Source organism: Deinococcus ficus (assembly GCF_003444775.1).
GTDB classification, from domain to species: Bacteria; Deinococcota; Deinococci; order Deinococcales; family Deinococcaceae; genus Deinococcus; species Deinococcus ficus.
The window spans coordinates 153,853-179,586 of sequence record NZ_CP021084.1 but is presented as its reverse complement, the minus strand read 5'-3'; the positions used below and the strand labels follow the sequence as shown (position 1 = coordinate 179,586).

30 protein-coding genes are annotated in these 25,734 nt (G+C 65.9%); 6 read left to right on the top strand and 24 right to left on the bottom strand.

All coding sequences use genetic code 11. The annotated features are described in order from the left end of the window. Positions 1–27 precede the first annotated feature (27 nt). The 8 genes from DFI_RS19125 to DFI_RS19095 form a co-directional block, all read right to left on the bottom strand. Positions 28–516, bottom strand: a complete 489-nt coding sequence (locus DFI_RS19125) for a hypothetical protein (protein ID WP_027462755.1) — start codon at positions 514–516, stop codon at positions 28–30. A 170-nt stretch (positions 517–686) separates the two neighbouring features. Then, positions 687–845: a hypothetical protein gene (locus DFI_RS20445; protein WP_155864535.1), complete on the bottom strand. Its 159-nt coding sequence runs from the start codon at positions 843–845 to the stop codon at positions 687–689. Positions 846–964: 119 nt separating this feature from the next. Beyond that, on the bottom strand, positions 965–1,738 hold the full coding sequence (gene ssb, locus DFI_RS19120; protein ID WP_051307708.1) for a single-stranded DNA-binding protein: 774 nt from the start codon (positions 1,736–1,738) through the stop codon (positions 965–967). Between the two features lie 269 nt (positions 1,739–2,007). Continuing rightward, positions 2,008–2,562, bottom strand: coding sequence for a hypothetical protein (locus DFI_RS19115; protein ID WP_027462754.1), 555 nt, complete (start codon positions 2,560–2,562; stop codon positions 2,008–2,010). An 829-nt stretch (positions 2,563–3,391) separates the two neighbouring features. Beyond that, the gene (locus tag DFI_RS19110; RefSeq protein WP_027462753.1) at positions 3,392–4,696 is read right to left on the bottom strand and encodes a hypothetical protein; all 1,305 of its coding nucleotides are present in this window, start codon (positions 4,694–4,696) and stop codon (positions 3,392–3,394) included. Between the two features lie 126 nt (positions 4,697–4,822). After that, the gene (locus tag DFI_RS19105) at positions 4,823–5,431 is read right to left on the bottom strand and encodes a hypothetical protein (RefSeq protein ID WP_027462752.1); all 609 of its coding nucleotides are present in this window, start codon (positions 5,429–5,431) and stop codon (positions 4,823–4,825) included. Between the two features lie 26 nt (positions 5,432–5,457). Further along, a complete protein-coding gene (locus tag DFI_RS19100) occupies positions 5,458–6,420 on the bottom strand; it encodes a hypothetical protein (protein WP_043777873.1) in 963 nt (320 codons plus the stop codon). A gap of 204 nt (positions 6,421–6,624) precedes the next feature. Beyond that, positions 6,625–6,822 carry a hypothetical protein gene (locus tag DFI_RS19095; RefSeq protein ID WP_027462751.1) on the bottom strand — a complete coding sequence of 66 codons (198 nt, stop codon included), beginning with the start codon at positions 6,820–6,822 and terminating at the stop codon, positions 6,625–6,627. 58 nt (positions 6,823–6,880) lie between these two features. Between DFI_RS19095 and DFI_RS19090 the strand changes: the two genes are divergently transcribed. From DFI_RS19090 to DFI_RS19080, 4 genes are all read left to right on the top strand, one after another. Beyond that, complete coding sequence (locus tag DFI_RS19090) at positions 6,881–7,621, top strand: hypothetical protein (protein ID WP_081425824.1); 741 nt, start codon at positions 6,881–6,883, stop codon at positions 7,619–7,621. A gap of 54 nt (positions 7,622–7,675) precedes the next feature. Further along, positions 7,676–8,032 carry a hypothetical protein gene (locus tag DFI_RS19085; RefSeq protein WP_027462749.1) on the top strand — a complete coding sequence of 119 codons (357 nt, stop codon included), beginning with the start codon at positions 7,676–7,678 and terminating at the stop codon, positions 8,030–8,032. A 130-nt stretch (positions 8,033–8,162) separates the two neighbouring features. Continuing rightward, positions 8,163–8,300: a hypothetical protein gene (locus DFI_RS20440; RefSeq protein ID WP_155864534.1), complete on the top strand. Its 138-nt coding sequence runs from the start codon at positions 8,163–8,165 to the stop codon at positions 8,298–8,300. Positions 8,301–8,406: 106 nt separating this feature from the next. Then, positions 8,407–8,763 (top strand): NIPSNAP family protein, encoded by a 357-nt coding sequence (locus DFI_RS19080; RefSeq protein ID WP_027462748.1) that lies wholly within the window; start codon positions 8,407–8,409, stop codon positions 8,761–8,763. Positions 8,764–8,844: 81 nt separating this feature from the next. On the opposite strand, the gene DFI_RS19075 is transcribed toward DFI_RS19080, so the two are convergent. Continuing rightward, positions 8,845–9,210: a hypothetical protein gene (locus tag DFI_RS19075; protein WP_155864533.1), complete on the bottom strand. Its 366-nt coding sequence runs from the start codon at positions 9,208–9,210 to the stop codon at positions 8,845–8,847. 181 nt (positions 9,211–9,391) lie between these two features. On the opposite strand from DFI_RS19075, the gene DFI_RS19070 reads away from it, so the two are divergent. Beyond that, positions 9,392–9,775, top strand: a complete 384-nt coding sequence (locus DFI_RS19070) for a hypothetical protein (protein ID WP_027462746.1) — start codon at positions 9,392–9,394, stop codon at positions 9,773–9,775. Positions 9,776–9,904: 129 nt separating this feature from the next. Then, complete coding sequence (locus tag DFI_RS19065) at positions 9,905–10,288, top strand: hypothetical protein (protein ID WP_027462745.1); 384 nt, start codon at positions 9,905–9,907, stop codon at positions 10,286–10,288. A 342-nt stretch (positions 10,289–10,630) separates the two neighbouring features. Here the strand turns inward: DFI_RS19065 and DFI_RS19060 are convergent, their stop codons facing one another. The 15 genes from DFI_RS19060 to DFI_RS18990 form a co-directional block, all read right to left on the bottom strand. Then, positions 10,631–11,926, bottom strand: a complete 1,296-nt coding sequence (locus DFI_RS19060) for a hypothetical protein (protein ID WP_155864532.1) — start codon at positions 11,924–11,926, stop codon at positions 10,631–10,633. A gap of 443 nt (positions 11,927–12,369) precedes the next feature. After that, positions 12,370–12,966: an SOS response-associated peptidase gene (locus DFI_RS19055; protein WP_027462743.1), complete on the bottom strand. Its 597-nt coding sequence runs from the start codon at positions 12,964–12,966 to the stop codon at positions 12,370–12,372. A 223-nt stretch (positions 12,967–13,189) separates the two neighbouring features. Then, positions 13,190–14,188 (bottom strand): lytic transglycosylase domain-containing protein, encoded by a 999-nt coding sequence (locus tag DFI_RS19050; protein WP_051307703.1) that lies wholly within the window; start codon positions 14,186–14,188, stop codon positions 13,190–13,192. Beyond that, positions 14,185–14,409: a hypothetical protein gene (locus DFI_RS19045; RefSeq protein WP_027462742.1), complete on the bottom strand. Its 225-nt coding sequence runs from the start codon at positions 14,407–14,409 to the stop codon at positions 14,185–14,187. The genes DFI_RS19050 and DFI_RS19045 overlap by 4 nt, the downstream gene beginning before the upstream one ends. A 99-nt stretch (positions 14,410–14,508) precedes the next feature. Next, on the bottom strand, positions 14,509–14,766 hold the full coding sequence (locus DFI_RS19040) for a hypothetical protein (protein ID WP_027462741.1): 258 nt from the start codon (positions 14,764–14,766) through the stop codon (positions 14,509–14,511). A 187-nt stretch (positions 14,767–14,953) separates the two neighbouring features. After that, the gene (locus DFI_RS19035; RefSeq protein WP_027462740.1) at positions 14,954–15,310 is read right to left on the bottom strand and encodes a hypothetical protein; all 357 of its coding nucleotides are present in this window, start codon (positions 15,308–15,310) and stop codon (positions 14,954–14,956) included. A 100-nt stretch (positions 15,311–15,410) separates the two neighbouring features. Then, the gene (locus DFI_RS19030) at positions 15,411–15,740 is read right to left on the bottom strand and encodes a hypothetical protein (RefSeq protein WP_027462739.1); all 330 of its coding nucleotides are present in this window, start codon (positions 15,738–15,740) and stop codon (positions 15,411–15,413) included. A gap of 46 nt (positions 15,741–15,786) precedes the next feature. Further along, complete coding sequence (locus DFI_RS19025) at positions 15,787–16,116, bottom strand: hypothetical protein (protein WP_027462738.1); 330 nt, start codon at positions 16,114–16,116, stop codon at positions 15,787–15,789. Between the two features lie 102 nt (positions 16,117–16,218). Continuing rightward, entirely contained in the window at positions 16,219–18,630 is a 2,412-nt protein-coding gene (locus tag DFI_RS19020; protein ID WP_027462737.1) for a hypothetical protein, read from the bottom strand. Between the two features lie 145 nt (positions 18,631–18,775). Beyond that, complete coding sequence (locus DFI_RS19015) at positions 18,776–19,369, bottom strand: hypothetical protein (protein WP_027462736.1); 594 nt, start codon at positions 19,367–19,369, stop codon at positions 18,776–18,778. After that, positions 19,366–20,781 (bottom strand): hypothetical protein, encoded by a 1,416-nt coding sequence (locus tag DFI_RS19010; RefSeq protein ID WP_027462735.1) that lies wholly within the window; start codon positions 20,779–20,781, stop codon positions 19,366–19,368. Before DFI_RS19010 ends, DFI_RS19015 begins: the two co-directional genes overlap by 4 nt. Before the next feature lie 95 nt (positions 20,782–20,876). Beyond that, the gene (locus tag DFI_RS19005; protein ID WP_027462734.1) at positions 20,877–21,221 is read right to left on the bottom strand and encodes a hypothetical protein; all 345 of its coding nucleotides are present in this window, start codon (positions 21,219–21,221) and stop codon (positions 20,877–20,879) included. A 73-nt stretch (positions 21,222–21,294) separates the two neighbouring features. Further along, positions 21,295–22,185, bottom strand: a complete 891-nt coding sequence (locus tag DFI_RS19000; protein ID WP_027462733.1) for a fimbrial biogenesis chaperone — start codon at positions 22,183–22,185, stop codon at positions 21,295–21,297. A gap of 43 nt (positions 22,186–22,228) precedes the next feature. Next, positions 22,229–22,795: a hypothetical protein gene (locus DFI_RS18995; RefSeq protein ID WP_027462732.1), complete on the bottom strand. Its 567-nt coding sequence runs from the start codon at positions 22,793–22,795 to the stop codon at positions 22,229–22,231. Positions 22,796–22,818: 23 nt separating this feature from the next. Next, the gene (locus tag DFI_RS18990; RefSeq protein WP_081425813.1) at positions 22,819–25,659 is read right to left on the bottom strand and encodes a type IV secretory system conjugative DNA transfer family protein; all 2,841 of its coding nucleotides are present in this window, start codon (positions 25,657–25,659) and stop codon (positions 22,819–22,821) included. Positions 25,660–25,734 lie beyond the last annotated feature (75 nt).

Here is a 25,734-nt window from a genome sequence, read left to right as displayed (position 1 = left end):
GACACGCGTTCGGACATCTCGGTCAGTTCAGGGCCGCGCGCGGCGCGCTTCCCGCATCGCGTTCAAGCTGACGTCCGCGCCGAGACACACGAAGTCCAGGTTGGAGTACACGCGCATCAGGTGCTCCACCAGGACGTCCCGGGACCAGCCCAGACCCAGGTACCCGACGCCGCACCCGCTCCCCCCGGACACCCGGAAGCGCAGCCCCGTCCACGCCGGGTCACTTGACTCCAGCACGCAGTCCCCGGAACGCTCCTCCGGCGTCAGGTCCGACAGCGCAGCGAGCGGCGTGGCGGCGTCCATCACGATCGCCTCTCCCTGACCGAACAGCACCACCGCCTGTCCCTCCTGATCCTCCGGGGACGTCAGCAGGGGAAGCGGAATCTTCAGGCGGAGCGCCTCCTCCAGAATGTGCCGCTGCCTCTCCCGCTTCAACGGCGGGTTCATGCACCGCTCCGGGTCCAGGCCATACGAGGGACGCTTCAGGGTGTCGGCCGTCAGGTCAATGCCAGTCATGCCGCCTCCCGCACCCGGACCGGGTGAGGTCCGTTGCCCCGCCCACGGAGACCGCGAAGTCCGCGCCGAACTGAGCCGCACGCCCGGACTGTGCCGCCGGCCGACCACAGCACAAGAGGGCACGTCCGTCAGGAAGTGCCCTCAAGGAATGTTCGCAGGTGCCGGGTCGGTCAGGCGGCCGTGACCACCCCGTCCTGCACCTCCGCCAGGATCACGCCGTCCTCGTCCACCAGGACCCCCGACGCCACATCCGCGCACGCCCGCTCCGCCGCGTCACGGGATGGAAAGACCGAAGGGAATGGCAGGGAGAAATCCACCAGTTGCGTCATGCCCGCCCCTCACCCGCCAGGGTGAACGCCCTTCCATGCCCGGCAGGGGAGCGCGCGAGCAGCCGAGCCCACGACAGAACAGGCCCCCTCGGTCAAGGGAGCCTGCCTGGAAGCGAGGGTCAGAAGGGCATGTCCTCCTCGGCCATGTCCGCGAGTTCCGCCGCGGCCTCGTCACTGATCGGTTCGTGCGCGTCCGGCTGCGCCGCCCGGCCTTCCGGCGGCTGCACCTGGAAGATGCTCCCCGCCTCGAACTTCAGGACCGAGCGCTTCTGCCCGTCCTTGTCCGTCCACGACTCGCTCACCGCCGCGCCCAGGACCGTCAGCGGCGTGCCCTTCGGCAGCGTCGCCACGAACTCCGCCAGGTCCTTCCACGCCGTGACCTCCACGAACGACACGCGCTCTTTCACCTCGTTCTTCCGCGTGGTGTACTTCTCGTTCAGCGCCAGACTGAAGTCCGTCACCGCGTCACCGCCCGGCGTGTACCGCACCTCCGGCGTGGCCACCAGATTCCCGCCCAGCGTCACCTGGTTCACACCCTGCGCCAGGCGCGTGCCACCCGCCCGGTCCACGACCGTCGCGAAGTCCCCGCTCAGCACCTCGGTGCGCAGCGCCTGAATCCGCACGCGGGAGCGCTTCCCGCCCTCGGCGTTCTCCCACTTCTCCTGACGCGGCGCGCCCTGAACCGACAGCACGCTGCCGGCCGTGGTGCGGTCGAACACCCGGCGGGCCGCCGCGCCGACAAACACCACCGGAATGTAGTTCGTCAGGGTGCGTCCGTTCTGAATGCTGTCCATCGCCAGGGTGCCTTCGGCGATGTCGGTGGTGCCGACCGTCTTGATGGTCAGCGCGCGGGCGAGGGTACCGATCAGGGTGGTCGCGAGAATTGCTTTCATGTCTGCTCCTTGGGGTCAGGTCGGGGAGTGTCTCTCACCCGCGTCTGGTTGACCCGCATGCTTCGCCCCTCACCGCCGACAGGCGGTCAGATCTCTTCGCCGTTCGCCCACCCGACCGCGCCGCCCAGCGAGACACCCAATCCACGAACGCGCCCTTCCCGAGCCGCGCCGGCACACTCCACCGTCAGGCAACACCGCCACACAAAAAAAGAGAAAGGGGGAACAGCTCCCCCTTCCTCTCCAGGTCCGGCGCTCACCCTGACACGCCCTCAGAAGAACGCCGAGATCGGTGTCAATTCCAACAGGTCCGGATCGATGAAGTCGTCCTCGTCCGTCACCCCCGTCATCACCCGGTCCTCCATGTCCGCCGCGCCCACCTCCGCATCCGCAGACGACACCACCCGCACCGGCCGGCCGGACCGGTCCAGCGTCTCCTGCACCGCGCGCACCGCCATGCCCATCAACCGGTCCGACAACGCCGCCGCGTTCCGCTCCGCCAGTGACCGCGTCGCCTCCACAATCTCCGGCCGGACATGCAGGTCCGCGCGCTCCACCACCACCGACACCTCCCCCTCAGACCGCCGCTCCGCCCGGCCCGATAAGACGAACACGTCCCGGCCCTGGCGCAACTCCCGCTGCACCTTGAACCCCACGTCCCCCGACGCGCCCAGACCCGCCCGGCCATCCCCATCCGAGACCGCCTCATCCCGCAGGAACAACACGCGCTCCCGACCCCGCTCCACACTCACCGCAAGACGAAACGCCTCGCCAAAAAAGAACAGGTGCTCCCGACTCCCGACCGACGGTTTCAACAAGGTGTCCATGCCCACGCGTGAACCCCGCCGCCGCGGGGTGAAACGGTCCTGTCCACCACCGAATTCGTGTACGCATCCCACCCGCCACACCCCGGCCCGAACACCGCCCGCCACACCACCCACACCAAGGCCACCGACACCACCCGCACGCCCCACCACCATCACGCCCCAGCACCAGCCCATACGGCACATCGCAGCGGTGAAACCGGAGGCGGCCTCACCCCGCAACGCCAGGTCGGGGAACGACAGAGTATTTTCCTCTCTAGCTGTATGAAGGTAATGGGATTAACTGCTACTGTCTGCGTTTTCCCGCACCCCAATAACTTCTGTTGGTCTGAGTTTGCCCACCGATTAACTTCTATAGGTCGGAACTGGTCCCATTTCCCTGGTCGAATAACTTCTGTAGGTCGGAAACAGGGTCCCGAATAACTTCTGTAGGTCGGGGGTGGTCCCAGCGATTAACTTCAAGAGTTCGGGGTCCGCGTGAGACGTCAACGCATCCGTCGAGCACAGGCTCCGAGAGCCGAAGAGCCTCTGAGGCACCGTCACGAAAGCATCAACTGGCTCCGAATCAGCGTGTGGTCTGCCCTTCATCACAGGGGAATGCAGGTTCAATTTTCGGTCCTCGTTGGTGGCAATTTGTGTACTGACCCCGATCCAGGCAACGGGCCTGGAACACCGACTTCCAGGTGCCCCGCGAGGAAGGCGGGCCGCTGCTTGCAGAGGCGCGGGAAGGAAGGGGATGGAGACCATGCTGGCCCTGAACAAGCGTGCCGTCCCCACAGAAGAGCAGGCGCCTGATGACCAGGCGCCTGGGTTCAGCTGAGGGGTACTGCGGCTACTTCCACCACTCGGCCAGGAGGATTTCGCGCTTGAGCTGGCTCCCGATTTCACGGGTCAGGTTCCGCTGCCGCAATGGGTTGGACACGCCCCAGATCACCTCGTCAAACCCCCGGTCCTGGAAGGCGCCGAGCTTCCGGTCAATCACCCTCCGGAGATACGTGCCGTTGTCGAATTCCACGGCGAGTTCCCGCCCGTCACTCCCGAAAATCACAGCGTCTGGTTCCTCGGCCTTCAAGGTGCCGCGGTACTCCGCTTTGTACGCTGCTGGGTCGGGCCGGACGTCCACAAGATGCCGGATCCGCCCCGTCCCGCACCGGTGGGCGAGGCGGTGCATCTCCTGGCGGGCCAGTCGTCGGCTCAGGGTCAGAAACTCGACCTTCACTTCGCTGGTGCGCTGCGACGGGGTGGTGCGGAGAATCGTCTGGATGCGGTGAATGCCCTGGAGATCCTCCGGGATCAGGCCGTAGTAGGACCGCAGCTGCGCGGCGCTCATGACCCCGTCGCACTCGATGCTGAGCATGGCTTGTTCAACGCGCTCGTCGCGGGGCATCTGCAGGGTCCGGAGGACGCCGGGCGGAAGACTGAGGTACCTCTGGTCCTGCTTCCAGAAGCTTCCGGCCAAAGCGGGTTCAGGAGGCGTTGTTGAGACGCGCCTGTCCGCACGGCCATCGACCTGATGATCAAACTCAGGGGGCGTGGGATGCTCGGGAAGGACCTGGATGACCTTGAGAAACGCCCCGTGCTTCGCTGCGTGCTGCCGCCCCCGGCGGGCGTTGGGCGTGAGCACGATCACGTAGAAATTCTCGAAGAGCGCCGTGCTCTTGAGGCGGTCCGTCATCCGGCGCAAGTAGTCGGTCGAGTACCCGTCAGACGTGAGCTTCCCCGCGACGAGGGCCAGGCCGAACTCGGTGTTCACTTCCTTGAAGCGTCCCGTCGGATCGTACGATTCCAGGTTGCGGACCGGCTCGCCCGGCTGGGGGTACCGCCACCCGAGCGCCTGCAGCGACAGGCGGAAGTACGCCTGATTGATCTGTCCGTTCAGGCTCACTGACGCACTGGCCCCCCCATACGTGGCGATGCGCCCGTGGGCGAGCAACAGCAGCAGATCGCCCATCGCGGTGGGCGTCACCCCCAGGCACTGGTGGTCGATCATGGCGCGCAGCCGATCGGCACCCAGAGCGTCCAGCCCCTCCTGGATGGTCCAGGCACCGTCGAGGCGGTACAGCCGGTCGAGGAGAACCTGCTCCGGCTGCGTGATCGGCAGAATGACCCGTTGGCGTCCTGGTTTGATGATGTTCATGGCACTCCTTGACCCAGCCTAGGAGGCACGTGGGTGGTCGCTGGACACGACACGCCGGCCTCCTGGGAAGAGCGAGGCCCCCAGGGCCTCTGGCAGGCTCCTGGGGGCGCGGTGGGGCAGAGGTGGTCAGCCAGCGGCCAGCCCGGCTGCGGGCTCCGCCGGGGCTGCGGGCGCCCCAGGAATTTCAGCCGCCGGAGTTGGGGCAGCCTTGCTGGTCCCGGGCGCACCTGGGGTGGATGATGTCCCCCTGGCCCTGGCCGCTCCGCCCTCACTCCCCTTCCCGGCCTTCGGCTTCGCAGCGGCGGGTCCCTTGCTGACCGGCTTGGGTTTGGCCCGGGCGGCCGCCGTGTCGCGCTGGGCCAGGTGCTCCTTGCGGAGTCGGGCCAGGACCGCGAAATCATCCACGGTGTTCAGGCGTTCCTCGGTCGTGGCGATGCTGCCGGTGTTGCTCATGATCGCGTACCGGGACTCGCGGCGCATCTTCTCCAGCCAGTTCGTCCAGCCGTCGCTCACTTCCACGAACTCGTCGGTGACCTGGCTCTCCGTCGCCTGACCCTGAACGCTCAGGTGCTTGAGCGTGAAGTCCCGGCCTTCGATCGGCACCGCGAGGAACTTGCCGGTGCGGATGGCCTCCTCGTAGTGGGCCAGCACCAGGCACAGCTCGTTCGCCGGCACGGCGCCGAGCAGGGCGCTGAGGTGTTCAATGACGGGTTTGGCGGCGGCGTCTTTGGTCATGGGTGGTCTCCTTGCAAGGGGTGTGGTCAGGCGTTGAGCGTGGGCTTGAGTTCAGGCCAGAGCCCAACCTTCAGGCCCTGAGGTTCAGCGCCGGCCAGCAGTTCTTCGACGGCGCCGTTCAGGTTCTGGTGCACGAGGTAGCGGCCCTTGGCGCGGACCTCGATGGCCGTGTCGAAACAGGTGTCGGAGCGTTTGACGAGCTCGCCGTTCCGCTCGTCGATGGCCACGCCGAGCAGTGGCAGGAGCGGGGGGTTGCGCAGCACGTCACCGAGGACCTTGCCGTGCATCGTGGCGATGACCGACACGCCGAATTTCGAGGCGGACACGAGCAGGGGAACGTCGCCGTTGTAGCCCACCTCGTCCATCAGGATCTCCTCAGGACCGTGGTTGCGGATGGCGCGTCTGAGCTTGGGGGCCTGCTGCTCCGGGTCACCGACCTTGAAGCGGCGCACGCGGCTCATCATCGGGTGCGGGGTCTTGCCGTCGCCCGTGATTTCGTTGGAGGAGTCGATGATGATCAGGCCCGAGCCGAGCTTCTCCGCGCGGATGCGCGCAACGTCTCTCAGCAGGGTGGTCTTGCCGACCGCGGGCGGGCCGATCACGGCAATGCCGTGCGCGTCCTCGATGATCTTGCGCAGGGGTTCCGCCACGCCCATGATGGCCCGCGCGACGCGGACGGTGATCTTGTCGACCAGGCCGTCCTCGTCGAAGTCACCACTGATGCGGTGCAGGGTCCCGGGCAGGCCGCGGCGCCCGTCATCGCGGAACTTCCCGACTTTCTTCTGCGTGTAGTTGATCTCGGTCTCGGTGATGGGAATCGGGAACTCCAGGCGCAGACCGTCGAGCTTGAGTTTGAGGTTCTGGCCCTGGTCGAGCACGATCTCTTCCACCTGGTGAATGCGGCTGGCGACCAGGTCGAGGACCTTGCCAGGCAGGATGTCCAGGATGGCGTCGTACTCCGCCTGAGTGGTGATGTCGATGGGCCGCATGCGGGGTCTCCTTGGGTCCAGAGCGAGGAAGTGAAACGGTTCGGACAAGCAGTGGCGGGACGGGTCCGGGTGGCCAGCCCCGCCTTCCGATGGTGCCCCGCAGGTGGGTGGCTGGAGAGCGCCGAACAGCTGGAGCGTGCCGAACAGCTTGATCACGCAGGGCTGCCTGCGCCTCAGCATTCAGGGCGGGCGGGGGTGAGCCGCTTAGAACGGGTGGGGGTAGAACAGCCACCAGACGGAGATCGCCGCGTTGAGCGTTTCCGCGTCATGCCCCCGGCAGAGCCTGTTGAGGCAGGCGCCCCAGTTCTTCGCCGGATCAACTTCCGTCACGGCGAGATATTGCCCCTGGCAATGCGAGCAGCGCTCCGAGCGAACGCCCTGAATCAGCTGGACGTCGCACACGGTCCCATTGTGGGCCCGGCAGGCACGCGAGACACGCTAGGGTTTGCGCGAGCACCTCATGGCGTCAGACCCGTCCACCGTTCCCCCCTCGCTGCCCCGGCTCTCCCCGTCCGGCTCGCCGGAGGACGTGCGCCAGGCCCTGGTGGGCACCACCGCAATCACCCTGTCGCACGCGCGCAGCACCCGCACCGACTTCTACGCGGAGCTCCGAGTGAGTACCATGCTGGTCTTCCTGGGGTACGCCTTCGTCGGCCTGATGGTCATGAGTTTTCTCGTGAGCGCCTGGGGAACAAAGATCGACCGCCCAGCGGCTCTGGTGATGCTGGTGCTGGTGTCCCTGGCCGGCACTGGGCATCACGTGTACCGGAAGCTGTTCGAGACACCGTACACCGCCGAAGAACGCTGGACGTGGCTGGACTTCCAGGCGCAGGAGCTGCGGCGGTCGGTCGAGCGGTCCGGGCGGGTGCCGACGGCCTGGACCGAGCGTCAGCGGTTCGAATGGCTGGTCCTGGCGCTCGACGCCCCGTTCCTGGAGCACAGCGACGACCCGTCCGAGTTCGAGGTGTACCTCAGCCGCCGCAGGGCGGGCGAAGAAGCCCAGCGTCCCGCGGCGCACACCCCGGTGCTGGACCACCAGGAGCGGCTGTACGTCACGGCCTCGCGGGAGGACGCTCTGGCCGTCATCAGGCTGTTGCAGGGCCTCACCGGCTGTCCGGCCTGGGACGTCACGCAGCGGCCCGGCGTGCTGATCCGGCAGGCTCAAGACACGCTTCTGGCCGCCGGTCACCAGGACGGTTGAGGGCGTCCAGTGAGGTTGCCCCGTACCGGTCTTCGGCGGCTGCGACACTGCGTCATGCATCTTCGCGCCTCCTCTCTTCCGTTCACCGGACTGGGGCTGTGTGCACTGCTCACGGCCTGCAACATCACGACCCAGACGGTCGTCACGACCACCGCGTACCAGGGCGTGGAGCTGGACCTCATCCACCTGGAGAAGCAGCCCCGGACCAGCCAGGGGGATGTGCAGGACAGCCTGGTGGTGCGGTGTACCGACAGCGGCCGGGTGCTGCTCACGCAGCGGTTCTTTCCTGGGCCGGACTGGGCCGTGCTGAGGGAACCCGGCCGGATCACCACGTCGGGGCAGGGCCTGGCTATTCAGGGCGTGGGGGAACGGATCGTGCTCCTTCCTGCTCAGGTCGCCGCGTGCTCATGACTTGAGTGTCACTGAGGTGCAGGGGCGTCACCAGCTCCGCAAAACGTCCCGACCGTGGCTGTCGTCCAGGTGTGTGCGCAGGCCACACTTGTGGCGGTGAACGCGGGAAGGGCGTCCTATGCTGCGCGGTATGGCCCGTCTTTCCTCCCGTCTGCGCCACGGCGTCCTGTTCGCGGTGTATGCCTTCGTCATCAACGTCTTCTTTGCCGCGCTGACTGGGCACACGCTCGGTGTGGACAAGCCCAAAGTTCAGTCCAGTGACGACTGAGTCCGTGTGAACGCTGGGGAGAGGCCAAGTGAATGACACGGATAACGGTCGGGAGGAGGATGCGCTCACCTCATCGCGGTCCACGTGCACGGAGAGCAGGGGTCGCGTGACCACAGAACGGCTCGTAGAGTTTCGCGCGTACCGGCTGAAGCCTGGCACCGTTCAGGCGTTTGAGCAGGTGTTCGTCGAGGAGAGCCTGCCCCTGCACCAGCGGTGGGGCATGGACGTGGTCGCCTACGGCTCACCCCCGGACACCATCGATCAATTCTTCCTCATCCGGGCGTACGCCGATCACGACCACCGGGAGGCATCACAGGCGGCCTTCTACGCGAGCGCCGACTGGGTCCTGGGGCCTCGTGAGGCCATCGTCCGCCTGATCGACTCGGACACCTGCACCCTGGCGTGCCTGCCTGAACCACTCATCGACGCCCTGAGGAACCCGTCCCACCCTGAGGCGTGCTGACCTCCCGCTCGGGCGCCCAGACAGACCGGGGGGCGTGGGAGTGCTGGGGTGAATCTGCAGATTCGGCCGCAGGACTCCGCATCAGGGCTGGGGGAACGGCGCGTGTCCGGGGACGCGGTACCGCGCCGCGATCAGCCACGCGGCGGCGTAGGCCAGCAGGCTGGCCAGCGGGACCGGGAGGAACAACAGCAAGCCGGGCAAGGACAGCAGGGCGGCCAGGGCACGGACCCTGCCTTGTGCCTTCCTGGCGTGGATCAACCAACTCACCCCCAGCAGTCCACTTGGGGTGGCGAACACCAGGATCACCCCGAACGCGAACCACTGATCACGGCTCAAGGGGAGGCCCATGCGCACCACTGTGGTGAGCGCCGGCAACAGCAGGCCGAGAGCGGGCAGGAGGGAGAGGCCGGCGCACCATCGGCGGACATTCACTGGAAGGTCAGCCACCTCCGCCCCTCACTCGCCCTGCACTGGCTGCCCCCGGGCGTTCCTGAGCGAGCGATGCCGGCACCGCTTGAGGGGACAGTCCGAGTCTCATCACGCCCCGCTTGAATGCCGCCACCAGGAGAGTTTAGGGCGTGTCAGCCAAGGGGTCGCCGGCTGGTGAGGTGCCGTGCGAGCATGCACCATGGAGCCTTGGATGGTGTCGGAAATCGAGCGCCTGACCGCCAGGGATGGCACGGTGCCACCGCCGTGGATCGTCGCTCCAGATGAGCATCCCTACAGTGCGTACTGGCGGATGGGGGGTGGCGAGAGCCACATCATGGTGTGGGGGGCCTGGTGGGCCTCTCAGGACTGGGATGAGGCGGCACGGATCACCTATTTCCGGCAGTTCCCTCCGCAGCCAAGGTGGCTGGACTGGATGCTGGAGGCGATCTGGGATCTTCCCCTGTCTGAGGGCGATGAGGACGAGGAAGGGTTGAACCGAACGCAGTACTTTGCTCGTGCCGAAGCGCTGGGGTTTGGCAGCCAACAAGCCTATGAACGAGACCTGAACGACCCGAGGCCCTGACCAGCAGGTGACCTGGGCCGACACACTTTAGTGGACTGTCAGCAATGGTCCGTCCCGGGCCGGGATGAAAGCCTGGTCCTGGCCATGACGTCCTCATGCGAAAAGCTGTCAGGTGCCACCATGAACCCCATGCTGACCCCTGAGGACTATCAGACGCTCCTGAGTATCCTGGCGAAAGTTCGCACGCCTTCAGGTCGGGAGGGCGAGGACCGGGGGTGCTATGTCATCGGCGACGGGCCGGAGTCCGCCATCGTCGGAGATGAAGGGGCATACCTCAGTCTGGTGCGCACGCTGATCGGCGTCCTGTTCGAGGCGAAACGAGGTCTGGCCGAGGGCGAGTACGAGGTCTATCCCAATGAAGAGGGAGGGTGGGTATCGAACATCATTGCTGGCGAGATCAATGATTGGCACGGCCACCTCAACCTCATGGCGATGTATGTGGTACAAGATCGGATGCAGATGGATCAGATCGGCAAACGGTTGGGCTGGTACCGGGAGAAGCCGAGCAGCTGACATCCAGTTTCTTTATTGATCAGCCGAAAGCGCTGGCCCGGGAGTCTTCCTGGGCTCGTATCCTGAGGTTTGAAATGCGCGGTGGACCTCACCTGTGCGGCACCAAAGGAGAAGGGAGCCTTGCGGCTCCCTCTGTCGGTGCAGGATTCTGGGTACGACCCAGGCCTCTGCTCACACGCCCGTTTTTTTAGCGAGGTGGACGCCTCCCTCGACAGCGGCGCACCGCAGGACGCCAGAGCGCCAGAAATGATGCTAACCGATTCCGACATAAACGTAATGAGGAAGGGGTTTATGTCATGCAACAAGCGGGGTGGGCTCCGGGAGGCCCACCCCGCCGACGATCTATTTCAGGACGGGCACCGCCAGCTTGTGGTCGACCCAGATATTGGGCGCTTCCACCATCGGCATGTACACGGTCCTGGCCTTCTGTCCAGGCGCGAGGTCCGGGCGGAAGGCGGTCTTCTCCGCGATGACATACGACAGGTCGCCTTTGGGTGACTTGCCGACAGTCACCGTCAGCCCATTGCAGTACTGCGTGCGGCGGTCGTTGTCCAGGTAACGCAGCAGCCGTGTCATCTCCCCGGCACTCAGGAGCTTCTCGCGCTCCTCCCAGTGATAGCCGCGCCACGCCCAGATCTCCATCAGGGTCAGGCAGGGCTGCAGGGGATCCAGGACCAGCTGCTGAGGCTGGCCCTTCGGCGCGACGTTGAGGTAGTGCAGGCCTGTCTTGACCTCCCCGCGGGAGCCGATCTCCGTTTCCGCCTGTTCACTGCTCAGCGTCAAGAGGAGGTCCAGGTCGTTTTCACTCAGGTCACCCGCGGGCACGGGCGCCTGCGCGGCCGGCCCCCTGGTCGCACCCGGGTCCTGCGTCAGGACGTGACGGGGGAAGGCGCCGATCACCGCGCCGCTCAGGTTGACCGACACCGTGCGGGCGGCCATCTTGAAGGGATACTTCTCGGTCAGGGCAATGGTCATGGCGTTGCCGACCTTCACCGCCTTGAGCACGATGCCCTCGCGTTTACAGGTGCCGCCCGTGGAAAGAAGCTGCTCGGCAAATCGAGCGGCTTCCTGGGGATACACCGGCCGCTTGGCGGCTTTGCTGAGGTAGGTCAGGCCAAGTTTCACTTCGTGCAGGCAGGCGGCAAGGGGGTCCATGCTCAACTGGGCATTGACATCCTGATTGAAGCTCCTGTTCAGGAGGGGGCCATCGTAGTCCTGTTCCAGCCAGACGGCAGTATCTTCCTTGGCCTGATATGTCACGTCCTGCATGGTCTTGACACTGACCTGGGTGACACCGCCGGCGACGACCGGCGCGGCACGCTGCGCCTCGTCGGCGGCGGCGGTACCGGCCCCTTTCCCCGCGTGGGCAGTGGTGCTGAGGGTGAGCGATGCAAGGAGTAGCAAGCTGACGGTTCGTGTGTTCACGCCTTCATGGTGTGGTGACGGTGGGTGGTCGCGGGGGAAGGGTGGCGCCTGAGTGTCCCCGGCGATCAGTGCGCCGTGCTGCACGTCAGGAAGAACACCGAACCAGTCCAGGGCGGCCGTGTGTCCTTCGGCACGGAACGTAAGGGCGGACAGTACTGGCAGCAGCGGCAGCCGTTGCGTTCGTTCACTCCTTGCGGCAACAGGCGCCCACACGTGAAGCCTCGCGACTTTCCCGCGTACCCACCACGTCCACTAGAGGTTGTGTCCGCAGGGCGGAGTCGACGCTGTCACCCATTGCCCGAATGGTCGGTTCGTCGGCCGCCTGGGCCTGATTGAGCCACTCCGGGAAGACAATGGCCACCACAGGCGCGCGGGCGGCCCGAACGACGAACTTGCGGGAGGGACGCCCGGTTCCGCGCCCCAGGACCGGTTCCTGACCCCCGAGTCATCAGGTGTGGACTCCGGCAGACAGAGTGGTTGCTATTCACCACTTGCCACCGCTCTGTCTGTGACGGCTACGCAAACAGTTCACCAGCTGGGCCAGCGAGTTCGCCAAGGCGCTCAAGAGAGCGGCCCTCGATCTGGGAAAACCTGCAGGAATGGGCGATCTCGGGTGGTGCGGCTGGCACAGTGTCGTGGTGATCGTCGTTGGCTGGTCAGGATGCAGGGGTGACAGTGAGAAGCCCGGGACGCCAACTGCCCATGGCGATGGCTTTGGCTTGCGAGGGCGCGGCGCTGAGCCAGGTGTCGAGGTCTTTGGTAAGCAGCAGGGCCGGCATCCGGTCATGCACGTCCGTGAGGTCCTCGGTGGGCGGGCGGGTGATGACCGTGCAGCTGACAAGTGGGCCGTCCGACGAGTCCTGCTGGCTCCAGAGGCCCGCAGCGAGCAGGGGGCGGTCGTCAGGGCGCGCGATGCGGACCTTGACTTTGTTCGGCCACTCGAAGAAAGCGCTCAGGGGCAGGACGCAGCGTCCACCCGCCCTGAAGGCCTCCTTGAAGGATTTGCTGCGCTCGACGGTCTCGATGCGGGCGTTGAAGGTGGCGTACTTCTTTGCGGCCTGGAGGTCCATGCCGGGCGGAATCAGGCCCCACCGGCCGGACTGGACGGTCCAGGTGCCGCTGTGGGTGAGGAAGGTCGCCTGCTCGGTGGGCCGGAGTTCCTGGTGTTCAGGCCAGGCGGCGTCGATCTGCAACGTGTCGCGCAGGGCGCGTTGCATCCGTTCGGTGAGGGTGAATTCAATGCGGCCGCACATGCGGGGTCCTCCTCTGGAATCGTCTCGCTTAATTACGTTAGGAGCATAATTCTAGCACAGACGCCGCCTTGGGGAGAATGCTGCGAGGCCCGGAATTGCCTGGTCGGATGGACCTTAAGTTGCGGTCCGCGATTCAACCAACTCCTGGGACGCAACCCGTTCACTGCCCGCTGAAAAGCGACGGCCCCACACGGGCGGGGCCGTCGCGTGAGTACCGCCTCACCTACTTCCTGACGCGGATCACCACCAGGCCTGTACTGGCGGACGAAGGGGCGGCCTGTGCTGGAGCGGCCTGGGGTGCACCCGCTGGCCCAGGCACGGCGGGTGCGGCTCCTGGCGCGGCCTGAGGGGCTGTCCCCCGGCGGATGACCACCAGGATGCGCTGGTCAGTCACGGTGGAGGCCGTCACGGGGCCCCCAGGTGTCGTGGACCGGGCCGCTGTTGCTGGGGCGGCCTGGGGGAGCGTGGTCGTGACGATGCGGGCGGCGGCTGGGGCCGGCGTGGGTTGGCTGGTGGCCGTGGCGGGGGTCGGTTTGACTCCGGCCGGAACAGGCTGGATCGTTCCGCGCGAGGCGGTTCCGGCGCCTCCGGCGATGTGCTGCGCCGCAGGACTGCTGACGAGTGTGACCGGTGCCTGGACGCCAGAGACATTCCGGGGTGAGGCGGCCTGGGAGGCAGCCAGCAACGCCACCTGCGGACGGGCCGGGGAGGGCAGGGTACGGAGCTGAGCGATCGGGGTGTTCAGGGCCGTAATCAGTGGGATGCCGCGCTCAAGGGCCGACGCCCGGGTGAGCACCTTATCGACGTGGGCGACCGTCTCGGCGAACGGTGGAATGCCTCCGTACTTCCTGACATTGCCGGCACCTGCGTTGTAGGCGGCGAGGGCCAGGTCCCAACGGCCGAACGTCTTGAACTGCGCCCGGAGGTACGTGGCGGAGGCGTTGAGGTTCTGCGCGATGTTGAGGGGGTTGGTGACGCGCAGGTCACGCGCGGTATCCGGCATCAGCTGACCGAGCCCCACGGCGCCCTTCGGACTGACCGTCGCTGGGCAGAAGTGGGATTCGGTGCCGATCATGGCCACGAAGATCGACGGAGGCACGCCCTGGTTGACGGCGACGTCAAAGGCCTGACGTTCCAGGCCGTACTGCGGCGCAGGGCACACGGCCGCAGCGCTGCCTGAGGTGAGCAGCGCCGCGGTCAGGAAGCGGCTGCGGGAGCTCATGCCGCCTCGGCCTGCTCACGGCGGCCAGCCTTGGCGAGCTTGAGCATCTCCTGCTGGTTGAGCACGATCCGCAGCGCCATTTCGCTGATGTAGATGAGCCGGTTGAGGATGGCCATCAGCGCGACGACAGTGACGGCCGCGCCCCACTGTCCGAGGATGAAGATGAGCACTGCGCCAATCAGCAGCAGGGCGTACAGGGCTGTCCACGAGGTGTTTTTCATCGGTCTCTCCTGGCGTTCACGGTAGGGGGCGCATGGGTGGATTTCCTGGACGTGCCGGTGCTCCAGCGCCTCAGAACCCCGGCGTCTGCGGTGGGGGACTCAGCGCTTTCCGGCCGGGTCCAAAATCAGCGCCTCGAACGTCCTGGTCTGCAGGAAGTCCGGGTGGTCCTGGGCGGCCACGAGCGCTTCTTCCAGCTGCAGCACATGACTGTGCAGGCGGTCAGCGACCCGCACCAGGCACTGGAGGATGGCGACGAGCGCGATGACGCACAGCGTGACGCCGCTCTGGCCGACGATCAGCATGACCGCGGCAAACAGCAGCAGGAACAGTGAGATGGCATGCCAGGGCGTGTGCATACCTTGCACCGTAGGCCACAGGTGGGTGGATGGCCGCAGCCAGCCTCAGGACGGCCAGCGGAGTGCAGGCTGGCCCGGATGCCACGGCGACCGGGCGGCCGGCACTCAACGCCAGACAGGGCCGCGTGGGGCCCAATGAAATCCCCCGGGCGCAGTGACCTGCAACCCGGGGGAGTGCGGAGCGGTATCAGTGGCCCCGCGCTTTGTCCTTCGCTTTCGCGCGGCGTTCCTGCTCACGCTGAATTTCCTCGTGCGTCATGATCGTGAGCGGCAGCGGATCGCCGTCGTTGGTCAGGTACATGTGGTTACCGACGATGATCCACTCCGCCATGTGCTGGAAGTAGTTGCGGGGGATCACCTCGGTCAGCCACTCAGCGAGGCGCAGGAAAACGTACCAGTAGAGGAGACCGGCGACGACCAGAAAGGGAACACCGCCGAGGAAGGTCTGCAACAGAAAGAGGACGGGCATTTCCAGGCCGGCGGCGAGCATGATCGAGGCAGGGGTAATGCCCATGATCGTCGTGCCGGTCTTGAACTTCTCCATGGGGACGCTGCGTACTGGCATGTGGGGGGTTCCTTGTGGGGGAAGGAGTGAGGGGCCGGGGCGTTCGCCCACGACCCCCTCAGGACCTCTGACGTGGTGCTTAGACCGTGCAGCCGGTGTTGGGCACCAGACCGAAGCTCTTGGCGATCTTCATGCTCTGCATGATGATGAAGTAGCCCAGGAAGCCCGTCAGGGACAGCGCCATACCGCCGCGCATCTTCAGCCACATCATCCCGATGCCGGCGATGAACATCACCATGGCGATCATGCGGACGAACATGGATTCCTGCAGGCCTTTGATGGTGTCGCACACAGCGGTGGTGGCCTTGCTCAGACCGGCGTCCACGTCGCTGATCGCGCCGGCGCTGCCGAAGGTGGCCATGACGGTCACGATGACCAGGACGGGCAGAACTTTCTTGATGTGGTTCATTGGAGTCTCCGAAGTAGAGGGGAGCGGCGGTGGCTGGTGCCGGTGCTCAGACCGTGCAGCCGGTGTCGGGGACCAGACCGAAGCTCTTGGCGATCTTCATGCTCTGCATGATGATGAAGTAGCCCAGGAAGCCCGTCAGGGACAGCGCCATACCGCCGCGCATCTTCAGCCACATCATCCCGATGCCGGCGATGAACATCACCATGGCGATCATGCGGACGAACATGGATTCCTGCAGGCCTTTGATGGTGTCGCACACGGCGGTGGTGGCCTTGCTCAGACCGGCGTCCACATCGCCGATCGCGCCGGCGTTGCCGAAAGCGGCCATGATGGAAACGACGACCAGGACGGGCAGAACTTTCTTGATGTGGTTCATTTGATCCTCCTAAATGCAGTATGCGGGGCTGTTCAGTAAATCGATTTTTCCGACGGGTCTTCATCGTTATTGAGTCACCGGGACTCACTCTTGTTCACCTTTTCATTTGTTTTCCTCCAGGGTCATTGGGCCGTAGACGATGACGAAAGGAGTTCCCGGCGTCAGTTCAGCGACGGTGACGAACGTGTTCTGGGTTGGGGGGAGCTGGAAGATGCTCGCGGCGCTGCCGCCGACGCTCTCCCAGATCGTGGGTGCCTGACGTTCCACGGTGTTGGACCCGTTGGCGTTGGTGGTGGTGCGGGTGGCCTGAATCTTGGCTTCGACGTAGTTGCGGATGCCTGTCACCGACGAACGAATCAGGTCGTTGGCGAGGGTCGGCGCGACGTCGCGGTAACGCGCCTTGACGCCGGGGCTCCCGTCCGTGTTGTACGCCAGGCCGCTGACGGCGATCTCCGTGCCGTCGCGCAGGCGGGCTTTGGTAAATGCGATGTTGATGCGCTTCGTCGCGCTGATGGTGACGGTGCCGAGCCAGATGGTCCCGTCCTGGGTCCGGGCGTACACCGGGGCCGGCTTGTCGCCCTGGGTGGTCAGGATGCCCGTTTCGATGGTGGCGTTCATGCGCTGACCCATGTGGTACGGGCTGGGTTTCGCACTGGCGAGGCTGCCGGCGGCGCTCGGGCTCCCCGCGCAGAAGTTGATGGGTTCGCCGTTGTCGTAGATGCTGCCGGGCGCGACGTAATCCACCGAGGTGGACAGGTTGCTCGCCTCGTCGATGCATGGCTTGCCGTTGGCGTCGAGCTTCACGCCTCTGGGCACGGGGCGGACCTGCGCCTGCGGGACGGTGGTGGTGTCGGAAGCGCCGTACGGCAGGGCGTTGGCACCTCCGGCCGCCTGAGCCGCCTGAGCCTGCGCAGCGGGAGCGGTGCGACTGAGCGTGGTGGGCGTGGCCGTGCGGCGGTACACCACGGCCGCCACCTGCGTTCCCGCTCCGCTGTTGGCGCTGCTCCCCCCAGCACTGCCGCCCGGGCCGCCTGCACCGATCGTCGCGGTGGGCGCGGCGGCCGGACGACGGTAGGCGTAGTTGGTGGGCTGCGACTGCGTGGCGGCGGCACCCTGGCGGCTCTGCGGGACCTGGACGTTGATGGCCCCGTTCGGCGTGCCGGGCGTCTGCGCGGTGGGGGCGGGACGGCTGCTGTTGCTGACCGGCACGACATACGCGCTGGTCGGCGCCGCTGCACCGTCACCGGTCTGGGCGGTGCGAACCGTGGAAGCTGCCGGCGCGGTGTAGGTGGGAGGCGTGGACGGACCGCGGGTCGAGGCCGGACTGATCTGCACACTCCCAGCCGAGCCTGAAGGCACGGAACTCGCGGAAACGGGCGTGCTGTAGGGTTCCGAACTCCCGGCCGAGGTGGAGGAGTCCGAGTAGCTGCCGGTCGAGGCGGCCGGCGCCGAATAGCTGCCGGACGGTTCGCTGCTCGTGGCGGGATCGGCATAGCTCACCGTTTCCCCGCCACTGACCGGCGTGGTGGCGGCGACGCTGGAGCTGGTGCTGGGCGATTCAGAGTAGGCGACCCCGGCAGGGTCCTGAACCCCCGCTTCGTCGGGGTTGGGCTGAATGGTGGGACTGTCCTCGGTGGGGGTCTGGGTCAGGGGCGTGGCTTCCTGGACCAGGTCGTCCGTCTGGACTTCGTCGTCCGCTCCTGCTGCGCTGTCGACGTCACTTGGTGGCAGGCTGGAGATCACGGCGCCGTTGGCGTCCCGCACGATCACGGTGCCGTCCGCAGTGGTTTCAGTTGTGCGGCCGGACGGATCCTGCACGATCTTGCGCCCGTCTTCAGTCGTGGTCGTGATGATCCCGTCGCGGGTCTTGACGATTCGGTCGCCGTTGGGTTTCACAGTGACCTGCGTTCCGTCCGGCGAGGTGGTGGTGGTGCTGCCGTCCGCGTTCCTGGTGGTGGTGCTGCCGTCGGTGTTCTTGATGGTCTCGCCAGCCTCGGCAGGCTGCGTCGTCGTGGCCGCTTCGCCTCCGCTCTGCGTCACCGCGAAGAACGAGCCGACCAGCACGGCGCCGATGATGCCGGTGATCAGGGTCTTGTTGGGGACCCGCTCACCGTGCTGGTTCGTGGTCATGAAGTACTGGTCAGCCTTGTCGCGGACCAGGTTGGCGCGTTCGGCGTTCTTCTCCGCCTCGCGCATCAACTTGTCGTCTTCGGCAATCTTCGCGTCGAAAACCATGCTGCGGACCCGGACAGCGAGTTGCTTGTCCAGCGTCTTGAGCTTCTGGACCAGCTCCTCGAACTCCGGGCTGCCGGGATCCTCGGGCAGGACCAGGTCCAGCGCGGCCAGCTGCGGCTCGATGATCTGGCGCTGGGTGGGGTCGTACTCCAGGTGCTGCTCAGCGTCGAGGGAGTCGGCGAACGGGTTGTGGTCGCCTGCCGGTCCACGCGCCGTGGCGTCCGCCTTGTTGCGCCCCAGACGGCTCCGGAGACTATCGAAGGGGTTGGTTGGCTTCATGGTTTCAGTGTCCTTTGCGGGTGGGTGAACGGAAGGGTGGCGGCGGCTCTGACTCGCAACTCCAGTGTCTCGACGGGTGGGTGGTTGCGGGAAAAGGAACAGGCCGACCCATTGCCGGGACGGCCTGGGGAAGGCGGGAAGCCGGCTAACGCCCGCCGGTGAGCTTGCTGCGCATCAACGCGATGTGATCGTGAAGCGCGCTGGTCGGCTGGGGCAGTTTGTAGACCTTGACCCCGCGGCGGTCGTAGGTGATGTAGTGCTGGCTCGTGGCGATCAGGGTGATCTGCTGCTGGTCGCCGGGGTTCCCGCGCACTGCCGCCTGGTTGACGCGGGGAATGTCGTAGGAGACGTTGATGCTCAGCATGTTGACCGGGACGTGCAGGGCGGCGCGGCCCAGGGCCGTAATCAGTTCACGGGGCAGGCCGAAGGCCAGGACACTGACCTTCTTCGGCTCGTTCATCACGACATTGACCGCCTCGATCATGCTGGTGGAGTAGGGCTTGGCCGCAGCGGCCTGCTCCTGCATGATCGCGGCCATCTGCGCACGCTGAGCGGGGGTCATGTTGGGGCTGTAGTACAGCCCGTCGGGGCCCTTGACAAACTTGCTCGTGTCGGGGCTGCCATCTGCGCGGCGGGGCACGCCCGGGGGGATGCCCTGCAGCTGGCTGGCGGGGAGATTCTGGGCCTGAACGGCAGCGCTCAGGGCCAGGGCGGTCAGGATCGCGTGGGTGGTTTTCATTCGCTGTCAACCCTCAGGGTCGGATTGCCGGTGACGTTCGGCACCGTCCGGCTCTCAGACACGGTGGTGGCGCCGTAGTGGTACCGCCAGGTGGTGTAGGTGGTCAGGCCCCCGTACCCGGGCACGCTGTTCACCCCGAGGCGGGGCGTGGTGCACTTCGTGGCAGTGACGTTGCTGGGCACCATCGTCAGCGGGAAGGTGGCGTAGAGGCTGGTGGTCTTGCCCGGCGGGAGGATGCTGATGTACGTGAAGTACGACTTGACGTAGTAGGGCACCGGGCGCGGGTCGATGAAGGTGTCGAACTTCTGCCAGGTCTGGAAGAACGTCGCGGCGCCCTGGATTTCCTGCTCCTGGAGGAAGCCGGCCGGCAGTTCACGCTTCAGGTCGTCCAGTTTGGCGAGCACGTCCGGCGTGCCGCTCGGGAGGCCGCTGTAGACGTACCCGGGGAACAGGGCGTTCTTCTTTCCGATCTCCAGGACCTGCTGGGCGTTGCCGGTCGACGTGCTGTAGAACGGCGCCATCGTCGTGCCTGAGCGGTCGCCCTTGAGCGCGGCCACACCGTCCCAGTGGATCGCGGTGGGCATGTTCTTGCCGAGACTCAGCAGCACTTCCTTCTGGTAGTTCTTGTACGCGTTGTTGTTGATGTTGTTGCAGGCGTTGTCCATCCGCTCGGCCAGCTTGGACCAGTCCGTCCACGCGGGCAGTGGGTTGAACGCGAAGCTGTTGTTGGACACGCACCCGATCGCCGAGCACCACGTGTGTCCCGGTTCGTAGGTCTGGAAGGGTTCCGGCACGACGGTCGGGAGGCCGAGGATCGCCTGGATGCCCTCGTCGGGGTACAGGTCCGGGAACATGCCCACGCAGTAGTTGTTGGACTTCACGCGCGGAACCATGTGATTTTCGGCGTTGATGCGGTCGTGGTTGCTGGGCATGCCGTAGGGATCGAGCAGCGGCGCGAGGTTCACCTGCTTCTTCTCCTCGTCTACGCTCAGCCACCCGGTGCCGAGCAGGCCGTGGGCGATGCTCGCGGACGCCTCGCCGATGAACGGCAGCGTGCAGGAGGGGAAGTACAGGTCGGTTGGGCTTCCGGTGGCCGACAGGTCGTTGTTGAGGTTCACCGTCTGCGCCCAGTGGATGCTGTCCTGGTACTTCTTCCAGTTGAACATCACGTCCGCGGCATAGTTCGTCACCATCTTGTCCGGCAGGTAAGGCACGGAGTACTCCCGCTCACGGGTGCGGGTGAACTTGCCGTCCTTCATCACGCCGTCGGCCAGCTCGACGAAGCTGATGACGCGATTGACCGAGTCGGTCTGGAGGGAGCTGCTCTCGATCAGGTTGAGCAGCGCGTCTGCCGACGCCGCACTGTGCAGCGAGAGTGCGGCCATGACCAGGGACAGTTTCAGATGCTTCATGTGGGACCTCGCGTGTGGGATTTCCCGTCCAGGTGCGGTCTCGCAGGGCAGTGAAGGGCCGTGTCTCAGAGCGCCGTGCCGGGTTCCGGGGGAGTCTATGGCCGTGGAGGGTTTTTCCATTTTTCTGCGTAGTAGGTCACCGAGTAGTTCCAGTGCGCCCGCCAGCGGTTGATCGTGGTGACGTACTCCCCGCCGACAAAGCGTTTAATCCACAGCGCCGCGGCAGGCATGAAGATGATCAGCAGCAGTCCCGCGAGCATCGCGGCCATCAGGCCGAGGAAGTAGTAGGTGGTCAGGAACAGCGCCGTCGACAGTCCGATGCCGGTCACGATGACGGCGGGCGGCAGTTCCTCCATCAGGCGCGCGTCGTCCGCGGCAGCGGGGGCTTTCGCGCTGGGCCGGTGGGCTTCGGCGAGTTTCTGGGGCAGGGTCTGGTCCATGGGTGCCTCCGACCTGAATGTCAGGTGGGACAGTGAGAGGCGTTCTCCCCACTGTCCCACCCGGGGCGCGTGCTTACTTGGCGCTGGTGGTCAGCGAGTAGTAGGTGTTTGCGGCCGCGTCGAAGGCCAGCCAGTTGAGGGTGACGGTCGCGCCGGGATCGAGGGTGCTGGGCGCGGGAATGTTGACGGTCTGCGTGGTGCCCGGCGCGACCGTCACGGCCTGGTCGAAGGTGGTGGCGAGCGCTCGTCCGCCTTCGCTGAGGTACAGGTCCTTGCTGGACAGGGTGACGGGGCGCGGGCCCTGGTTCGTGACGTTCACGCTCACCCAGTTGTTCGCGTCGCCGCGGTTCAGCGCACCGCTGAACTGAATCCAGGTGGGCTGCGGGCGGTTGATGGAGGCCGTGGTCGGCACGGTCAGGCTGCTGCGGTCGAGGCTGGGGGGCGTGAAGACAGGCATCTGCGCAGCGGGGGCCTGGTACACGGGCATGGTGACCGGCGCGGCAGGAGCGGCGGTGATGGGCTGGGCGAAGTCCGTGCGGGGGAGGTCCTGGATCTTGATGCGCTTCATGCCGTTGCCGCCGGAGGTGAAGTTCAGGACGAAGCTGGCGTACTTGCCGTTGTCGAGCTGCACCATCACCTGCGCGCTGCCGCTGGCCACCTTGGCGGTCATGACCGCGACGTTGCCCAGAGGCTCGGGAATGTCGAGCATGGGCGACTGGGGCGTGATGATCGCGCCGATGTCGCTGGGGAAGTCGAAGATCACCATGTCGCCTTTCCCCACTGTGATCAGCCCGGGCCGGGTCATCAGGTCTTCGAGGTTGTAGACGCGGGTGATGTTGCCGCCCAGGTACGGGGAGGTGCTGGCAGCCGCCTGTGCACCGGCCTGGGCAGCGTGGGTGGTGGCGAGCAGGGCGGTGGCGCCGACGGCGATGCGGAACAGGCGGGACAGGTGGGTTCTGTTCATGTTTTCAGTCTCCTTACGGGTGAGTGGTTTTTGTGGGGACCGGTCAGTTGAGGCGAATCTTGAGGTTCAGCCAGGTCCACTCCCGCACCATCCACACGGGATCGACTTTCTTGTGCGCGTCGATAAAGGCCTGCGCCCACGTGATGAACGTCGCGGCGCTGCCCGACGGTTCACGGTTGACACGCCCGAAATCGACCAGACCGAATCCGGTGTACGCGACGCCGTCGAGGATGATGAACGGGTTTCCCGGGCGCTCCTCGAGGTAGGTGTGGGTGCGCATCAGGGCCAGGCGCATGGTGAGGCTCTCCCGTTCCATCAGGGACGCTTTGGACGTGATCAGGATCACGTCGGCTCCCTTGTTGATCTGGGCCTGCCGCACCGCTTCCGCCACGTCCGCGCGCTTGAGTGAATTCACGCGCAGCACGATCTGTCGGCTCTGACGAATCAGGTCCGGGAGCATGGCCTGGTAGCTCTTGGAGGGCGTGGGCGTGACGGGACTGGCCTGCCGCAGGGTGGGGGCGGGCGGCGACGCCGGCGGACGGACCGGGGCGGGTTGCGCGGCCGCAGCGGTGACGAGCAGGGCCAGGAGCAGGGACGTGGCTTGGTGCATGGGGCGTTCTCCTTCGAGGCGGGTCAGCCGCTGACCGCGGACAGGAAGTCGTCGTTGGGGTCGCTGGGTGCTTCAGGCGCGGCAGGTTCCTCGGTGGCCACCTCGGTGGTTGTCGGGGCCGCCTCGGGCATCTCGGCACTCACGGCGGCGGCCGCCGCTGCGCTGGCCGGCTGGGTGGCGGGTGGCGGGGCCGCAGGGGCGGGAGCGTCAGGCACAGCCGGTTGGTTCAGCAGGCGGGTGAGGTTGTCCTCCACGCTCACGGCGTCACCGGCAGGGCGCGCCGGTGTGGCCGGGTCATCATGCGGCGCCTCGTCCTGGGAGTCCTTGCTGCGCTTGCCTTTGCCGGTCACCCGGCTCAGGGCGTCATTGATGGCCTTGGGGTCGCTGAGGGGAATTTCGACGTAGGGCTTTCCGTCGATCTCGCGCCGGGGCAGGTCCGGGACGACGCCGTACAGCTCCTCGGCGACGCTGGTCGGGATGGTCAGGGTCTCATGCGTGTAGATGGCTTCACCGTGGTCGGTCGGTCCGCCCGGGTAGCCGCGCACCTGGTCCTTGTGCGTGCGCGCCCAGTACAGGGCCGGCCCGCGAATCACGAAGTCCTGCAGGCTGCTTCTGAGGTGACGACCGGCGGTGTCCAGGCCCGCCTGGGTGATGGTCAGCTCCTTCTCGTTGGCGGACGGATTCAGCCACCCGCAGCCGATGAAGTAGTCCAGGTCGCGTTGCTGCTGCAGCTGCTCTGGCAGGCTGTGCCGCTGGATCATGATCTTGACCTTGTTGTCGTTCTCCTGAATGCGGGCGAGCGCGCCTTCTTCGAGCATCATGCCCAGCCAGTCCTGCCAGTACTCCGGCGCGGCCTTGATGGGTTCCGGGCCCATGCCCGGCGCGTACTGCACGCCCATGGAGTCGATCAGCGCCGCGCCTTCCCGTTCGATGTCCGCGGCGGTCATCTTGCCCATCGTGTCCCGCCACAGGTGGTACAGCTGGTTCCGGACGCGGAACTCCTTGCCGTCAGGCGTGGCCAGAACGAGGTCCGGGCTGTCAATGGCGGGAGTGACGACCAGCATCGGGTTCTGGCCTTTCGGGAACACCACGGCGATGTTGCGGGGGTAGCGTTTGATCTCCTCGGGACTGAGCAGCGGGAGCTTATCGACTTTCTGGCTGGTGCCCTTGCGGGCTTCGGTGCTCCAGGGCGAGCCGAACATGGCGTGCTGGGAGCGGCTGACCGTTTCGACGTCGACGGTGTACTCGCCGATCTCGTCACTGAGTTTCTTGGCGTCGTCCTGCGTGGTGCCGCGAATGAAGAACAGGCGGGTGCCGATGTTCCCGGTGGTCATCGACAGCCAGTACTGCTCGCCGTAGACCATGGCGCCCTGCTCGGTGTTCTGCACGCCGAGCATCATCGAGACGTTCTTGCTGCGCCACTGCGCGAGCTGCTTGTCCAGGTTCGGCAGCCGTCCCAGGCCGGGCAGCTCGTCGAGGTAGTACGTGGCAGGAACGGGCAGCGCGCCGCCCGGGCTCGCGTCGGCCACGTCCATCAGCGCCTTGTCGATGCGGCGCTTGATCAGCTGGAGCAGAATTTCGCCTTCACCGCTCTGCAGGTACTTCGATTCGATACCGATGATCAGCAGCCCGCCTTCGCGGAAGATCTTCTCCAGGTCGATGATCTCGTCCGGGTTGTTGCCGCCGGTCGTGGCGCGGCTGACGTTGTCGTTGTAGAAGATCTGAAGTTTGTTCATGACCCCGGCCAGGGTGTCGGAGATCTGATCGACGCGCTTGTCAAACATGGCCTTCAGGGCCTGCTTGATCTCGATGTTCTGCTGGCGTTTGTACCAGGACTCGATTTCCGAGGCGTTCATCTGTCCGAGGCGCTGCAGCTCCTTCATGGTCGGGGTGGGGCTCTGGGCGATGGCGAGGATCATTGCAGCCAGCGCGCGCCGCTCGTTGTCCTTGTAGTGGGCCCCGGTTTCGTCCTTGTACTCCGGCGGCGCGATCACGGCGCGGGCGAGTTTGAGCGCCTCGTCGAGCGTGTCGATCCCGGAGAGCAGGGGCAGGCGCATGGAGGTCTCGTTGAAGGGAGCGAAGACGTACACGGGCCGGCCGCGTTTCTTCCAGTACAGCGCCAGGTCCGCGAATCCGGAATCCATTTGCGGCCACTTCAGGTCGTACACGATGCTGGTGTTGCCGTTCACGGCGTCAAGCACGATGTTCTGCCGGAAGATGCCGCGCGTTTTGCCGGATCCGGACGCGCCGACGATCATCACGTGCTCGTTGCGGTCCCGTTTGCGGAGCATGCCCAGGTGCGTCTGTTTCCAGTGGAAGCCGTCGGTGGTCCACGGCACGAAATGGCCGATGTAGAGGCTGCGGGGGTTGGTGCGGTCCTGACGGGCTTCGAGCTTCTTGAGTTTGCCGGTCACCTTCGCCACCACCGCCTCGTGGATGCGGTGGTCGTCGAGCCCGGCCCACTTGCCCTGTCCGGGGTCCTTGCGCACGAGCGAGGACGGCACCTTGCGCCACGCGAAGGCGGACATCAGGAACAGGAACATCAGGACGTAGTTCTTGTTGTCCGGGTCAACACGGAGCTTCAGGGTTTCGTTGAACCATGGGGAGCACTTCTGGTCAAATCCGCACTTCACGGAGGTGCTCAGAGGGGTGGAGGTGCCCAGGACTTTCGCCCAGGTGGACGTCTGGCCTTTGTGGATGCGGGGGGCTTTCTGGAGGTCCTTGCCGATGGCGATCAAGGCCTTGTTCATTTCGTAGCCGTAGTACCCGACGTAGCCGAACGCTCCGACGGTAACGGCTCCCGCGATCAGCATGTGCTGAAGTCGCGTCAGGTTGGACGGTTGTGGCGCGCGTAGGTTGGCCATGGTTTCAGTGTCTTCACGCTCGGGTGGTCCAGAAGAAGGCCGCCCCGGAGGGCGGCCTGTGAGCGGTGAGGGGTG

What these genes read in the sequence shown, in the direction of transcription:
- DFI_RS19070 (WP_027462746.1), top strand. Translation starts at nt 9,392, where the DNA reads ATGGAGCCTTGGATGGTGTCGGAAATCGAGCGCCTGACCGCCAGGGAT.
- DFI_RS19100 (WP_043777873.1), bottom strand. Translation starts at nt 6,420, where the DNA reads ATGCGGCCCATCGACATCACCACTCAGGCGGAGTACGACGCCATCCTG.
- DFI_RS19045 (WP_027462742.1), bottom strand. Translation starts at nt 14,409, where the DNA reads ATGAAAAACACCTCGTGGACAGCCCTGTACGCCCTGCTGCTGATTGGC.
- DFI_RS19020 (WP_027462737.1), bottom strand. Translation starts at nt 18,630, where the DNA reads ATGAAGCCAACCAACCCCTTCGATAGTCTCCGGAGCCGTCTGGGGCGC.
- DFI_RS19050 (WP_051307703.1), bottom strand. Translation starts at nt 14,188, where the DNA reads ATGAGCTCCCGCAGCCGCTTCCTGACCGCGGCGCTGCTCACCTCAGGC.
- DFI_RS19085 (WP_027462749.1), top strand. Translation starts at nt 7,676, where the DNA reads ATGCATCTTCGCGCCTCCTCTCTTCCGTTCACCGGACTGGGGCTGTGT.
- DFI_RS19110 (WP_027462753.1), bottom strand. Translation starts at nt 4,696, where the DNA reads ATGAACATCATCAAACCAGGACGCCAACGGGTCATTCTGCCGATCACG.
- DFI_RS19125 (WP_027462755.1), bottom strand. Translation starts at nt 516, where the DNA reads ATGACTGGCATTGACCTGACGGCCGACACCCTGAAGCGTCCCTCGTAT.
- DFI_RS19030 (WP_027462739.1), bottom strand. Translation starts at nt 15,740, where the DNA reads ATGAACCACATCAAGAAAGTTCTGCCCGTCCTGGTCATCGTGACCGTC.
- DFI_RS18995 (WP_027462732.1), bottom strand. Translation starts at nt 22,795, where the DNA reads ATGCACCAAGCCACGTCCCTGCTCCTGGCCCTGCTCGTCACCGCTGCG.
- DFI_RS19065 (WP_027462745.1), top strand. Translation starts at nt 9,905, where the DNA reads ATGCTGACCCCTGAGGACTATCAGACGCTCCTGAGTATCCTGGCGAAA.
- DFI_RS19055 (WP_027462743.1), bottom strand. Translation starts at nt 12,966, where the DNA reads ATGTGCGGCCGCATTGAATTCACCCTCACCGAACGGATGCAACGCGCC.
- DFI_RS19005 (WP_027462734.1), bottom strand. Translation starts at nt 21,221, where the DNA reads ATGGACCAGACCCTGCCCCAGAAACTCGCCGAAGCCCACCGGCCCAGC.
- DFI_RS19025 (WP_027462738.1), bottom strand. Translation starts at nt 16,116, where the DNA reads ATGAACCACATCAAGAAAGTTCTGCCCGTCCTGGTCGTCGTTTCCATC.
- DFI_RS18990 (WP_081425813.1), bottom strand. Translation starts at nt 25,659, where the DNA reads ATGGCCAACCTACGCGCGCCACAACCGTCCAACCTGACGCGACTTCAG.
- DFI_RS20440 (WP_155864534.1), top strand. Translation starts at nt 8,163, where the DNA reads ATGGCCCGTCTTTCCTCCCGTCTGCGCCACGGCGTCCTGTTCGCGGTG.
- DFI_RS20445 (WP_155864535.1), bottom strand. Translation starts at nt 845, where the DNA reads ATGACGCAACTGGTGGATTTCTCCCTGCCATTCCCTTCGGTCTTTCCA.
- DFI_RS19000 (WP_027462733.1), bottom strand. Translation starts at nt 22,185, where the DNA reads ATGAACAGAACCCACCTGTCCCGCCTGTTCCGCATCGCCGTCGGCGCC.
- DFI_RS19115 (WP_027462754.1), bottom strand. Translation starts at nt 2,562, where the DNA reads ATGGACACCTTGTTGAAACCGTCGGTCGGGAGTCGGGAGCACCTGTTC.
- DFI_RS19010 (WP_027462735.1), bottom strand. Translation starts at nt 20,781, where the DNA reads ATGAAGCATCTGAAACTGTCCCTGGTCATGGCCGCACTCTCGCTGCAC.
- DFI_RS19105 (WP_027462752.1), bottom strand. Translation starts at nt 5,431, where the DNA reads ATGACCAAAGACGCCGCCGCCAAACCCGTCATTGAACACCTCAGCGCC.
- ssb (WP_051307708.1), bottom strand. Translation starts at nt 1,738, where the DNA reads ATGAAAGCAATTCTCGCGACCACCCTGATCGGTACCCTCGCCCGCGCG.
- DFI_RS19035 (WP_027462740.1), bottom strand. Translation starts at nt 15,310, where the DNA reads ATGGAGAAGTTCAAGACCGGCACGACGATCATGGGCATTACCCCTGCC.
- DFI_RS19090 (WP_081425824.1), top strand. Translation starts at nt 6,881, where the DNA reads ATGGCGTCAGACCCGTCCACCGTTCCCCCCTCGCTGCCCCGGCTCTCC.
- DFI_RS19040 (WP_027462741.1), bottom strand. Translation starts at nt 14,766, where the DNA reads ATGCACACGCCCTGGCATGCCATCTCACTGTTCCTGCTGCTGTTTGCC.
- DFI_RS19015 (WP_027462736.1), bottom strand. Translation starts at nt 19,369, where the DNA reads ATGAAAACCACCCACGCGATCCTGACCGCCCTGGCCCTGAGCGCTGCC.